Source organism: Streptomyces sp. NPDC002309 (genome assembly GCF_053593375.1).
In genome coordinates this window covers 97,102-110,786 of record NZ_JBSFCI010000013.1, presented here as the reverse complement: position 1 = coordinate 110,786, position 13,685 = coordinate 97,102, and the positions used below count along the sequence as shown (strand labels likewise).

5 protein-coding genes are annotated in these 13,685 nt (G+C 71.6%); 2 read left to right on the top strand and 3 right to left on the bottom strand.

Annotated features, from left to right (window positions below; genetic code table 11):
* Positions 1-152 precede the first annotated feature (152 nt).
* Positions 153-3,317: an amino acid adenylation domain-containing protein gene (locus ACWCPM_RS13815; protein WP_450976390.1), complete on the top strand. Its 3,165-nt coding sequence runs from the start codon at positions 153-155 to the stop codon at positions 3,315-3,317.
* A 96-nt stretch (positions 3,318-3,413) separates the two neighbouring features.
* Complete coding sequence (locus ACWCPM_RS13810; protein ID WP_450976353.1) at positions 3,414-5,093, top strand: B12-binding domain-containing radical SAM protein; 1,680 nt, start codon at positions 3,414-3,416, stop codon at positions 5,091-5,093.
* A 288-nt stretch (positions 5,094-5,381) separates the two neighbouring features.
* Here ACWCPM_RS13810 and ACWCPM_RS13805 read toward each other — a convergent pair whose 3' ends face one another.
* The 3 genes from ACWCPM_RS13805 to ACWCPM_RS13795 form a co-directional block, all read right to left on the bottom strand.
* On the bottom strand, positions 5,382-10,163 hold the full coding sequence (locus ACWCPM_RS13805; protein WP_450976352.1) for an amino acid adenylation domain-containing protein: 4,782 nt from the start codon (positions 10,161-10,163) through the stop codon (positions 5,382-5,384).
* Positions 10,164-10,476: 313 nt separating this feature from the next.
* On the bottom strand, positions 10,477-12,000 hold the full coding sequence (gene exaC, locus ACWCPM_RS13800) for an acetaldehyde dehydrogenase ExaC (RefSeq protein ID WP_450976351.1): 1,524 nt from the start codon (positions 11,998-12,000) through the stop codon (positions 10,477-10,479).
* A 122-nt stretch (positions 12,001-12,122) separates the two neighbouring features.
* On the bottom strand, positions 12,123-13,391 hold the full coding sequence (locus ACWCPM_RS13795; protein WP_450976350.1) for a GAF domain-containing protein: 1,269 nt from the start codon (positions 13,389-13,391) through the stop codon (positions 12,123-12,125).
* Positions 13,392-13,685 lie beyond the last annotated feature (294 nt).

The following is a 13,685-nucleotide window of genomic DNA, read 5'->3' as shown; positions in this document are numbered from 1 at the left end:
CCTGTTCCCGGGCGCCGACGAGCCACGATCCGGCGCCCCGAACCGCGACGGAAGCCAACGGCTCGCACCGCGCGGCGGAGCGATACCGCCGGACCGGGACGGCTCGGAACCGCAGTCCACCGGATGAACGACGAGAAAGGGGACGCGCGATGGTGATGTCCGCAGGGGACCGCACGCCGGTGCCCCACCACCAGGGGACGCCCCCGGCGCTCGCGGAGGCCGACGCCACCTTGGTGGACCTGTTCGAGGCACAGGTGCTGCTGCACCCCGGCCGGACCGCGGTCACCTGTGGTGACGAGCACCTCGACTACGTCACCCTCGACGAGCGCGCCAACCGCCTGGCCCATGAGCTGATCCACCGGGGCGCCGGCCCCGAACAGGTCGTCGCCCTGGCTTTTCCCCGCTCGATCGACCTGGTGGTCGCCGTCCTCGCGGTCCTCAAGTCCGGCGCGGCCTATCTGCCGCTGGACCTGGACCACCCCCGGGAACGTCTGGAGCGCACCCTCCAGGACGCGCGCCCCGTGCTGCTCCTGAGCCTCGAACCCGTCGCGCTGCGCACCGACGTCCCGGTGACGGTCCTCCCGGACTCGCGGACCACGGCGGACCTGGCGCACCGTCCGGTGACCGCGCCCACCGCGGCGGACCGCCACAGCCCGCTCACCTCGCACACGGCCGCGTACGTGATCTACACCTCCGGCTCCACAGGCCGGCCCAAGGGCGTGGTCGCCTCCCACCACAACGTCGTCCGCCTGTTCACCCGCACCTCCGCCCGCTTCCGCTTCTCCGCGCACGACGTGTGGACGCTGTTCCACTCCTACGCGTTCGACGTGTCGGTCTGGGAGATGTGGGGTGCGCTGCTGCACGGCGGACGTCTGGTCGTGGTCCCCTACGACGTCAGCCGCTCCCCCGAGCGCTTCCTCGAACTGCTGGCCGGTGAGCGGGTCACGGTCCTCAGCCAGACGCCCTCCGCCTTCTACCCGCTGATGCTCGCCGACCAGGACCGCCCCGCGACGGGGAACCCGCTCGACCTGCGCGCCGTGGTGTTCGCCGGGGAGCCGCTCGACTTCGCCAGACTGGCCCCCTGGTACGAGCGGCACGGCGACGACGCCCCCGCGCTGGTCAACATGTACGGGATCACCGAGACCACCGTCCACGCCACCCTCACGACCCTCACCCGCGACGACGCCGTCGCCGGCGCCCCCAGCCGGATCGGTGCCGGCATCGCCGACCTGACCCTCCATGTCCTGGACGAGGCATTGCGCCCGGTTCCCGACGGTGTCGCCGGAGAGCTGTACGTCGCGGGGGCCGGGGTGACGCGTGGCTACCTGGGCCGACCGGCGCTCACCGCCGCCCGCTTCGTGGCCGATCCCTTCGGACCGCCCGGCAGCTGCATGTACCGCAGCGGCGACGTGGTCCGCCGTACCGACCGGGGCGACCTGGAGTTCCTCGGCCGCGCGGACGAGCAGGTGAAGATCCGCGGTTTCCGCGTCGAACCCGGTGAGATCTCGGCGGCGCTGGAGGCTCACCCGGCGGTGCGCCAGGCCGCGGTCGTCGTCCGCGAGGACATCCCCGGCGATCGGCGCCTGGTCGCCTATGTCGTCCCCCGCCGCCGGACGCGGGCAGCGGCCGACACCACGGCGCAGGTCGACGACTGGGCGAAGGTCTTCGACTCCCAGTACGCGGGCGCCGGGACGACGGCCGCCGTCGCCTTCGGCGAGGACTTCACCGGCTGGCACGACACCTACGCCGACGGCGCTCCCCTCCCCCTGGCCCACATGCGGGAGTGGCGCGACACGACGGTGCGGCGCATCCGGGAACTGCGCCCGGGCCGCGTCCTGGAGATCGGCGTCGGGACCGGACTGCTGCTGTCGCAACTGGCCCCCGAATGCGAGGAGTACTGGGGGACCGACGTCTCCGCGCGGGCGGTCGACGCCCTGCGACGCGAGACGGCCACTCGGCCCGGTCTGGCCGATCGGGTCCGGATCGACCGCCGGGCGGCCCACGAGATCGGCGACCTGCCGGCCGGCCACTTCGACGTGGTGGTGCTCAACTCCGTCCTGCAGTACTTCCCCGACGGCGACCACCTGCTCGACGTCCTGAGCAAGGCATGGAGCCTGCTCCGTCCGGGAGGTGCCCTCTTCGCCGGGGACGTCCGCGACGCCAGGTCCCTGCGCTGCTTCTCGAGCGCCGTGGTCCTGCGTGGCGCGTCCGCGCGGGACGACCGGGCCGGGCTGCGCCGGTCCGTCGAGCGTGCCCTGGCCCTGGAGGCCGAACTGCTCGTCGCTCCCGACTTCTTCCCCGCCTTCGCCCGGCGTGAGCCGACGGTGGGGGCGGTCGACATCCAGGTGCGCCGCGGCCGCCACGACAACGAGATGACCCGGTACCGGTACGACGCCGTGCTGCACAGGACGGGTACACCGGTGCCCCCGGCCGCCCCGGACACCGTCCGGCTGCGCTGGTCCGAGGACGTGGCGTCCGTCGGCCGCCTCGCCTCCCGGCTGCGCGAGCAGCGCCCCGAACGGCTGCGGGTGACGGGCGTACCCAACCGGCGGACGGCCCAGGAGGCCGCGGCCGTGCGCGCGTTCAACCACGGAGCGGACCTCGCCGAGATCCGCGACCTGCTGGCGCGCGCCCCGCACGGGACCGAACCGGAGGCGCTGTACGCCCTCGGCGGTGAAGCGGGCTACCGGGTGGCGGTCGCCCCGTCGGTGACCTCCGTCGACACGGTGGACGTCCTCTTCTCCCGCGTGGACGGGATTCTCGAGGCGTACGAGCCCGCCGGCCCCCTCACGGAACCGGCGGCCCACACCAACAGCCCCATGGCGGCGGGCCGCGGCGCGCAGGAGACCGCCCTTCTCAAGGCCCACCTGCGGGAACGGCTGCCGGACTACATGGTGCCCGCGGCCGTGGTGCGTCTGGAGCGACTGCCCCTGACCGTCAACGGCAAGCTGGACCGCGCGGCGCTCCCCGCGCCGGAGGCCTCAGGGCACGGCACTCTCCGCACCCCGCGCACACGCGAGGAGAGGGTGCTGTGCGACCTGTTCGCGGAGGTCCTCGGCATCGACCGGATCGGGATCGACGACGGCTTCTTCGACCTCGGCGGCCACTCCCTGCTCGCCGCGAGGCTGGTCGCCGCGATCCGCGCCCGGCTGGACGCGGATCTCGGCTTCCGCGATCTCTTCGAAGCGCCGACCGTCGCCGCTCTGGCACCGCGGTTGCGGACACCTGCGCGAGGCGGCCGCACGCCCGAACCGCGGGTGCGGGAAACCCCGGGGGTCACGGAAGACAGGGAGCAGGACCGTGCTCCGTCCCTATGAGAATCGCCGGCCCGGTCGAGTAGCGGCCATGAGGCCGGCTGACGGTGCGCCCCCAAGAGGTGCGCTCCGGTTTCGTGTTGCGAAAGGTGAGAGACCGTGAAGATGAGCCTTGAGCCGGTGGAGGAGCTGGTCTCCGCCACTGATTCCCGATACGTCTGGACCTATCCGGTCGACCGACCCGTATCAGAGCAGCGAACGAAGAAGATCCAGAAGGTCTGGTACGTGGGGCTCCCTCTCACGTCCGCTCATCGCGGCAGCCACTCGGGCGGCGGGGCGCTGATCGACGAAGCAGGGGACCAGTCGCGCTACGCGAACGAGGGCACGGTCTATCCGCATTCCGCGCTGGTCGAGATGATCACCTATCAGAACGCGTGCTTCCCCGATGTGGACTGGAAGTACATGGACATGAGTCATCTCGACTGGGAGAACGTACGCGCGGAGATCCAGTCCGATCCGCCCGACATGGCGGCGTTCACCGTCTATTCGTCGACCGCGATGTGGGCGTACATAGTCGCCGGCGAGATCAAGCGGGTGAACCCGGACGCCGTGATCGTCTTCGGTAACGATCACCCCGGGATCCTGCATCGCGAGGTTCTCTCGGGCACCTACGGGTCGAAGATCGTCGACTTCGTCTGCACGGGGAACAACGGCCCCTTCACCATGATGGGTCTGCTGTCGTGGCTCGAGGGACGACTGGAGATCTCGCGGATCCCGTCCCTGGCGTACCGGGGCGGCGCCGGGGAGATCGTCAACCAGTCGGCGCCCACGTATCCGCTCTCCGGGCGGATGCTCCCCGACTACCGGCTCATCGAGAACGAGCTCAAGGCCCACTACGACGACGCGTTCAGAGTCTGGTACGCCTCGCACTACGACTTGAAGCGCATGGTCACCCTGCCGCTGGACGGCGGCTGCAACTGGGGCAGGCGTCCCACGCGCCGGTGCCTGCACTGCTCCATCCAGGGGCTGACTCCGAAGACGACAGACGTCCAGGCGGCCGTTTCGACGCTGGAGGTGCTGGTCGGCGAGTTGAAGTCGAATGTCTACGCGGCCGGCGACTCCACTCTGGGAATGTCGAAGGCGCAATGGGGCGGCACCACGTCGTTCCTCGACGAACTGGCCGAGGCGTGTGCCGGGTCGGAGGTCCTCCGGGACCGGCGGTTCATGCTCGCCTACGGCCTGGTCTACGAGTTCCTGCAGTCGGCGGAGCTCTGCAAGGGATTCGTGCAGACCTGGAACGTCGGAATCGAGTCCTTCGACCCCAAGCTGCTGAAGGACAACTCGAAGGGCATCAACAAGGGGCCCGACAGGGTCGTCGAGGCACTGGAACTGGCGCAGAGCCTCGACTACAAGATGTACCTCTCGGGAATTCTCGGCCTTCCCGGGACCACGTTGCGTCAGCTCAAGGAGGAAGTGGACAACTGGCTCTCCATAGCGGAGAGCTACACGGGCTCCATCACGACGATATCGGTCGCCGCACCGGCGATCATTCCCGGGTCCCGCATGTACCGTGACGCCTTCAAGCAGAATGCGGCCGTCCGGGAATGGCATGGCGAGCTGCTTCCCATCCGGAAACTGTCCGAGCTCTACATCCGGGAGAACACCGAGGTGGAACTGGCGGACGTCGAAGCAGCGCTCGCCGATCTCGGGCGCGGTGTCATCGCCCTGGACAACGCCGGCGCCAACATCAAGTTCGGCGGCTACATGCTGGGCGGAGTGGACCACGAGGAGTCCCTCGAACATCGGCTGCTGCACGAGATCTTCGCCGAGCTCGGCTGACCGAACTCCCCTGACTGAACACCACGTCCCGTACCGCGGCCCGTCGGTCCTCCCGGCGGGCCGTCGGTGTGCCGTGTCCGCGGGAACACGGAAGACCCCGAAGGCTGCGCCTCGGGGTCGGACGTGAGGGCTCTCGCGGACGACGGCCCGGGTGGGACGCCAAGGGGAACGCGTCCAGGGGAACTCGTGCGAGCACCCGGTCCGGCACGGCCGGACCGGGTGCTCCTTCATGCGTGGGTGCCGGGACGCCCTGGGCGGTCCCGGCACCACACCGCGGCGGACGACGCGTCAGGCGCCGACCTCCTGAGGCCGGTCCTTCAGTTCGTCGAGCAGCAGCCGTTCGAGAGCGGCAGCGAAGTCGGCGAGGACGGGGCGGTCGAACAGCAACTGCACCGCCACCGGGACCCGCAGGGCCTCCCGCAGCCGTCCGACGACACGCGTGGCGGCGAGGGAGTGGCCGCCCAGCGCGAAGAAGTGGTCGTCCGACCAGACGGGGGAAACCCCCAGCACCGTTGCCCATACGGCGGCGACGAGCTGTTCGGCTTCTCCGCTGGGCGGCACCTGCGCACGCCCGGAGTCCTCCGTCGGCTGCGGGAGCGCCGCACGGTCGACCTTTCCGCTGGGCAGGGTCGGCAACGCCGCCAGGCGCACCCATCGGGCGGGAACCATGTGGTCGGGCAGCCGTAGGCGAAGCCGTGCCTGGACGGCCGCGGCGTCGATACCGTCGGGCACCAGGTAGCCGACCAGGTGGGCATCGCCGCCGGAGCCGGACACCGCCACCGCGGCGTCGTCCACCTGCGCGTCGGCCCGGAGCGCGGCCTCCACCTCGCCCGGCTCGATACGGTACCCGCGCACCTTCAGCTGCTCGTCGCGCCGGCCGCGGTACTCCAGCGTCCCGTCACCGCGCAGGCGGACCTTGTCTCCGGTGCGGTAGCACCGCTCGCCGGGTACGAAGGGATCGGCCGCGAACGCCGACGACGACAGCTCGCGGTATCCGCGCGCCACCCCGCTGCCGGCCACCCACAACTCGCCCGTCACTCCCGGCGGCAGCAGTCGGCCGAGCGGATCCACGACGTAGCAGCGCGCGCCTGCCACCGGGCGGCCGATCGCGACCGGGTCACCGGCCGCCTCGGTCACCTGGTGGACGGTGGTGGTGATGGTCGCCTCGGTCGGCCCGTAGGCGTTCCAGAGGCGACCGACCTTGCTCAGCAGTGTGCGGGCGAGCCCCGCGTCCAGTACCTCGCCGCCGGTGACGACCCTCAGATCCGGGTCGCCCGGCCAGTCGGCGGCGAGCAGCATGCGCATCGTCGTCGGGGTCAGGTCCACCAGGGTGACGCCACTGGCCGTGATCCGCTCGGCCAGGGCGTATCCGTCCGTCGCGCAGGCCCGCTCGACGACGACACAGCGGCCCCCGGCCGCCAGCGGCGTCCAGATCTCCTGGGCCGAGATGTCGAAGGACAGGGGCGCCACCGCCGCCATCGAGTCGGCCGGCCCCACGCCGGGCGTGACACGGAATCCCGCGACACACGCGGCCAGGTTGGCGTGCGTGACCTCGACGCCCTTGGGCCGGCCACTCGAACCCGAGGTGTACAGGACGTAGGCGAGCCCGTCGGGGTCCGCCTCGGGCAGGGCGCGCCGGACGCCGTGCGCCGACAACTCGTCGATGTCCAGCGGCGTCGGCAGTCCGGCCGGAGCCGGCCCCCGTACCAGTACCGCCCGGGCGCCGCCGTCCGCCGCCAGCCGGGTGAGCCGCTCCGGCGGGTGGTCGGGGTCCAGCGGCAGATAGGCCGCCCCGGCCCGCCACACGGCCAGCAGAGCCGCGGGAAGCAGGTGGTCGCGGGGCAGGCTCACGCCGACCACGTCACCGGGTCGCACTCCGGCGTCGAGCAGGCCTGAGGCCGCCCGGCCGGAGAGGTCGGCCAGTTCGGCGTAGGTGAGGGAGTCCTCGGGTCCCGTAACGGCGACGGCCCAGGGCCGGGTGCCGGCAGCGGCGAGGACGGCCTCCACCACCGTCGCCGGCATGGACTCCGGCAGCGCGGGCCCTTCGGCGAGCGCCAGCACGGTGTCACGCTCCTGCCGGGTGACCAGTTCGAGGCCGGACAGCGGCAGATCGGGGTCGGCGAGCCCGGTCCGCAGGATCCTCAGCATGCGCTCGGCGAAGGCCTCCGCGTCCGGCCGTGTGAAACGGTCGGTGGCGTACTCGACATGGAGTTCGTGAGCGGTGGACGTCCGGCAGATGAGGACCGAGAGTTCGTTCGCCGCGGCGCCGCTGCCCCGGTCGGAACGCAGGTCGAGGCGGAACGGTCCGCTGGACAGCGTCGCCGGCTCGTCGAGCGGCAGCATGGTGATGACGACCGGAGTGCGCGACGCGCCGGCCACGCGGTGGGCCGGCAGATGGTCGATCAGTGCCCGGGCGGGAAGCTCCTGGTGGGCGAGAGCGGCGACGGTGGTCGTGGCGCAGTGCCGCACCAGGTCCCTGAAGGTGAGTTCGCCGTTCAGGCGCAGCCGCAGCGGCAGCGTGTCCACCAGGGGGCCCAGCAGCCGCTCGGTGCCGGGCCGGTGCCGGCGGGCGGCGGCCGCGCCGATCACGATGTCGTCGTGCCCGCCGAGGCCGCCGGTCACCAGTCCCAGCGCGGCCAGGTATCCGGCGAACGGCGTGGTCCCGGTGTCCGCCGCGAAGCGGCCCAGCCGGGTCACCAGGGGTAGTTCCAGCGTGTGGGTCACCCGTTCCGTGTCCCACCCCGGCGCCTGCGGACCGCCGGGCAGGTCGTCGGGGATGACGGCACCTTCCAGGGCGGTCCGCCAGAAGGCGTTCAACCGGTCCCGGCGCGACGGGTCGTCGTCGAGTTCCTGCTCGTGCAGTGCTATGTCGCCCACTTGCAGGGGAAGCTCGTCCACCGGGTCGCCGGCGAGTTCTCCCGCGAGTTCGCGCAGGAAGACGGAGACGGAGGCGCCGTCGAACGCGAAGTGGTCCACGGCCACGAAGAGTTCGCCCGCGTCATCGGCCGTGCGGGCGAACGCGGCCCGCAGCAGCGGAGTTCCGGCGCCCAGATCGAACGTGTGCGTCGCCGTGTCCCGGTCCAGCACGTCGAGCCGCCGCTGCTGCTCGTCGGCCGGCAGTGCGCGCAGGTCGGCCTCGATGAACGGGGCGGGCACCGGCGCGCCGACCACCAGGTACGGCTCGGTGTCGGACCGCACGGTGCTGCGCAGCACCTCGTGGCGTCTCACGATGGCGTCCAGCGCCTCTCGCACCGCCGGTCCGCCGACCGGGCCGCTGACGTGGACGCGCATCGTCAACGTGGTGACGGGGTGGTCCGGGGCGAGTTGGCGCAGCAGCCAGAACTCCCGCTGCATGGCGGTGAGCGGGTAGCGGGTCAGGCCGGGCGAGCGGCGCAGGCGCGGTTCGGGGGCGACGGTGTCGAGTGCCCGCGCGAAGGACGCCACGGTGGGGTGGTTCAGGAACGTCGCGAACGGCACCGGGGTCCTGCGCCGTCGTCCGAGTTCGCTGACGACCTGGCCGGCGGCCAGCGAGTGTCCGCCGAGGTCGGCGAAGCGGTCGTCGACACCGACCTGGTCGATGCCCAGGACCTCGGCGATGACGTCCGCGACGAGTTGCTCGGTGTCGTCGCGCGGCGCCGTGTACGGGGCGTCCGGCCGGCGGCCCGCGGTGACGGCGGGCAGTGCCCCGCGGTCGACCTTGCCGGTGGGGTGGACGGGGAGGCGGGGCAGCACCGCGATCCGCCAGGGGACGGAGTGCTGTGGCAACCGGTCGGTGAGCCAGGCGCGCAGCTCCGTCTCGGTCGCCGAGTCCGACTCGGCGTATCCGACGAGCCGGCCCCCGGTGGCCAGGACGATGGCGTGCCGGACACCGGGGTGGGCGGCCAGCGCGGCTTCGGCCTCACCCGGCTCCACCCGGACACCGCCCACCTTCACCTGCTCGTCGGCGCGTCCGACGAAGTAGTGGGTGTCGCCCTGCCGTCGCACCAGGTCGCCCGTGCGGTAACCGAACGAGCCGAACCGTTCGGCGGTCAGTTCCGGGCGGTCGAGGTATCCACGGGCGACGACCGGTCCGGCGATCCACAGCTCGCCGGTCTCCCCGTCCGGCAGGACGTCACCGTCCGGGGAGCGGACGGATAGTTCGGCTCCGGCGATGGCCTGACCGATCGGGGGGTTGTCGTCGCCGTGCCGGTCCACCAGGGCCATCGTGCAGCACACGGTGCACTCGGTGGGGCCGTATCCATTGAGCAGACGGCGGACCTGGGGGTGCGCGTAGACCCGGTCGCACAGGGCTCGGGTGACCAACTCCCCGCCGGTGTAGACGCTTCGCACGTTCGGCGGCAGGGTGTCGCGCACCATGGCCGACAGGCCGGACGCCGCGGCGATGACCACGGTCACCTCGGAGCGGGCCGGGAGCGTCGCCACGGCGAAGACGTTCTCCGCCAGGATCAGGGTTCCCCCGGCGGCCAGGGGGACGAACATCTCGATGGCCGACGAGTCGAAGCACACCGACGATGTCGCCAGTACACCGCCCAGTTCGTCCTCGGAGAGGTCGTCCACGAACCAGCGGACCAGGTTCTGGAGGCTGTGGTGCTCGACGACCACGCCCTTCGGCGTCCCGGTGGAGCCGGAGGTGTAGATGACGTACACGGTGCCGTGCTGATCGAAGTCGGTCCCGGAGCCGTCGGCCGGCCGGGTGTCCTCCACGGCCAGGGACCTGACAGCGGCCGGCAGCACATGCGCCGTGTCCGCGGAGGTGAGGACCGTCGAGAGCGAGGCGTCCTCGGTGATGAACCTGATGCGCTCCGCGGGGTAGGCCGGATCGAGCGGCACATAGGCGGCACCGGTCTTCAACACCCCGAGGATGGCGGGTATCAACCACATGTCGCGCTTGACGCACAGGCCGACACGATCGCCGCGGCTCACTCCCGAGGCGCGCAACCGCTCGGCGATGCCGTTCGCCATGCGGTCGACTTCCGCGTAACTGAGCCTGATATCACCGGCCACCACGGCAGTGCGGTCCGGAATTCGCTGTGCCTGCAGCTCAAATGCTTCATGCACACATGACGTCATCGCGTGAACGCCATTTCTCACTGAGCTCTCCGTATGCCGTGCGCGATGCGCATGGAATTCGTCTTGTTCCCCCGAGATCCCCCGGCGTCAAGCGCCCGCATCGCATTCTCGCTGCGGCGAAATTGCGTGTTAAGAATGCGACTCTAACACCGGCCCGCGCCCGGCAGCGGGCACAAAGATCAAGGCGGCATCAGGACCGCATAAGGATTCCGTGAACACCACCTGCCCAGTGGGCCGCAGGCCCGGGGGCGTCCCACGCCACGGAAAGGGCGCCCGCCGGGCATCCGCCCGGTCAGGCGCCCGGTTCCCGCGCCTAGAAGAAGCCCAGCTTCTGCGGCGAGTACGACACCAGCAGGTTCTTCGTCTGCTGGTAGTGGTCCAGCATCATCTTGTGCGTCTCGCGGCCGATCCCGGACTGCTTGTAGCCGCCGAAGGCCGCGTGTGCGGGGTAGGCGTGGTAGCAGTTCGTCCAGACGCGGCCCGCCTGGATGGCGCGGCCCGCGCGGTAGGCCATGTTGATGTCGCGGGTCCACACTCCCGCGCCGAGCCCGTACGACGTGTCGTTGGCGATCTTGATCGCGTCGTCGAAGTCGGCGAAGGACGCCACCGAGACGACCGGGCCGAAGATCTCCTCCTGGAAGACCCGCATACGGTTGTCGCCCTCGAAGATCGTCGGCTGTACGTAGTAGCCGCCCTTCAAGTCGCCGTCGTAGTCGGCGCGTTCGCCGCCCGTGAGGACCTTCGCGCCCTCCTTCCTGCCGATGTCGATGTAGGACAGGATCTTGTCCAGCTGCTCGCTGGACGCCTGGGCGCCGATCATCGTGTCGGTGTCCAGCGGATGCCCGGGCTTGATCAGTTCGGTGCGGGCGACGGCCGCGGCCAGGAAGTCGGGGTAGTTGCCGCGCTGGATCAGGCCGCGGGACGGGCAGGTGCACACCTCACCCTGGTTCAGCGCGAACATCGTGAACCCTTCGAGGGCCTTGTCGCGCAGCTCGTCGTCCTTGTCCCAGACGTCGTCGAAGAAGATGTTCGGCGACTTGCCGCCCAGCTCCAGCGTGACCGGCTTCAGGTTCTCCGCCGCGTACTGCAGGATCAGACGGCCCGTGGACGTCTCGCCGGTGAAGGCGACCTTGGCCACCCGCGGGCTGGAGGCGAGCGGCTTTCCGGCCTCGGGGCCGAAGCCGTTGACGATGTTCAGCACACCCGGCGGCAGCAGGTCGGAGACGAGGCTCAGCCAGTAGTGGATGGAGACCGGGGTCTGTTCGGCGGGCTTGAGGACGACGGCGTTGCCCGCGGCCAGGGCCGGCGCGAGCTTCCAGGTCGCCATCAGGATGGGGAAGTTCCACGGGATGATCTGGGCGACGACGCCCAGCGGCTCGTGGAAGTGGTAGGCGATCGTGTCCTCGTCGACCTCGCTGAGGGAGCCCTCCTGGGCGCGCACCGCGCCGGCGAAGTAGCGGAAGTGGTCGATGGCCAGCGGGATGTCGGCGGCCAGGGTCTCGCGTACCGGCTTGCCGTTCTCCCAGCTCTCCGCGACGGCCAGCCGCTCCAGATTCGCCTCCATCCGATCGGCGATCCTCAGCAGGATGTCGGAGCGCTCGGTCGCCGACCTGCGCCCCCAGCCGGGTGCGGCGGCGTGCGCCGCGTCGAGGGCCGCCTCGACGTCCTCGGCGGTGCCGCGGGCCACCTCGGTGAAGGGCAGGCCGTTGACCGGACTGGGGTTCTCGAAGTACCGCCCCTTGACCGGGGGCACGTACTCGCCGCCGATGAAGTGGTCGTAGCGGGGCTGGTAGGAGACGATCGCGCCCTCGCTCCCGGGCGCCGCGTAACGGGTCATGCGGAACTGACCTCCCTCAGCAGCGCTGCCCGCCGTCGGGCAGCTCTGCGACGGAGGGTAGGGAGGCGGACGTTGCATCCACGTTGCGGCGGCGCGCGGCCGGCCGTGGACCCGGGCCGTCGCTACGGGAGCACCCGGGTGACCGGCGCCGCCAGTTCCGACTCCAGGGCGGCCAGTCGGGCCCGGTTCGCGGCCGTCGGCCGGGCCGTGGCCAGCGAGCGCCACACGTCCAGGTCGTCCTCGCCCCACGACGCGTGCGCCCAGTCGGCCAGCAGGTCGGGATCCCGGCGGGCGATCAGCGCGGCGCGCAGACCGTCGGCGAGCCGGCGCCTGAGCCGTACGACCTCCGGGGCCTCGGACGTGGGGAGCAGCGGGCCGGCGTAGGCGGTCAGGGCGCCGGTGACCGCACCGGCGGCCAGCCGGCGTTCCACGACGGCGACATCGGACGCGACGGGGGCGGTGAGCCGGTACGGGCGCGAGGCGAGCAGTCCGGGGCCGAGCAGCCGGCGCAGCCGGGCCAGTTCCGCGCGGAGCGTCACCGGTGTCACCGACTCGTCCTCGTACAGGGCGCACAGCAGCTCGTCGCCGGTCAGTCCGCCGGGGTGACGGGACAGCAGGACGAGGAGCTCGCTGTGCCGGCGGCTCAGGCGCAGCTTGCGGCCGTCCGCCGTCAGAAGCGCCTGGTCGCGGCCGAGCGCGGTCAGTTCGAGTGCGCAGGACTCGGGCAGGCGGGGTGCGAGCAGCGCCAGTTGGGACTCCGCCGCGCGTGCCACGGCCTGGACGAAGCCGAGGCTGTGGGGGTGGGCGAGGCCGTCCCCGCCGGTGATGTCCACCGCCCCCAGCACACGGCCCGTGCGCGGGTCGTGCACGGGTGCGGCGGCGCAGGTCCAGGGCTGGACGCGCCGGGCGAAGTGCTCGGCGGCGAAGACCTGTACGGGGCGGTCGACGGCAACGGCCGTGCCGGGCGCGTTCGTTCCGACCGCGTCCTCCGCCCACCGGGCTCCGGGGACGAAGTTCATCCGTCCCGCCTGCCGCAGCGTCGAGGTGTGGCCCTCGACCCACAGCAGCCTGCCGTGCGCGTCGCACACGGCGAGGAGATGCCGGCCGTCGGAAGCGAACGTGCCCATCAACTCCCGGAAGAGCGGCATCACGAGGGCCAGCGGATGCTCGGCGCGATGGACGCCGAGGTCGTTGTCCGTCAGTTCGATGTCGGCGGTGCCGTCGGGACGGACGCCCGCCCGCGCCGACCGCCGCCAGGAGTCGGCCACCACGCCCCGCACCGGCCGGGGCACCGTCCCGGCCTCGGTGAAGATCTCATGGGCCCGGTGCAGTACCCGTACACGCTCGGCGGGGTCGGCCCCCGGCTCCAGGGCGACCCAGGGATCGGTCAACGTAACCTCCCGCGGGGCGATGCGCTGGGGGACATCGTCGCCCGGGGGGTGCCTCGCGACAACCGTTTCGACCCGGCGCGCCGGACCCGTTCGTCGCGGGGACGCCCAGCGGGCCGCCCGGTACCGGGGAGCCGGCCCGGCCGTCCGCTGAGCGGACGGCCGTGACCGGATACAGCTCTTGACAGGACATCAACATCTGACTGAGCATCAGGCGCACACAGCACCCGCACAGCTCTGGCACCACCGATCCAGGCATCGCTCGAACCCCCCATCGACGAGAAAGTGCGGCTCCCC

What these genes read in the sequence shown, in the direction of transcription:
- ACWCPM_RS13805 (WP_450976352.1), bottom strand. Translation starts at nt 10,163, where the DNA reads ATGACGTCATGTGTGCATGAAGCATTTGAGCTGCAGGCACAGCGAATT.
- exaC (WP_450976351.1), bottom strand. Translation starts at nt 12,000, where the DNA reads ATGACCCGTTACGCGGCGCCCGGGAGCGAGGGCGCGATCGTCTCCTAC.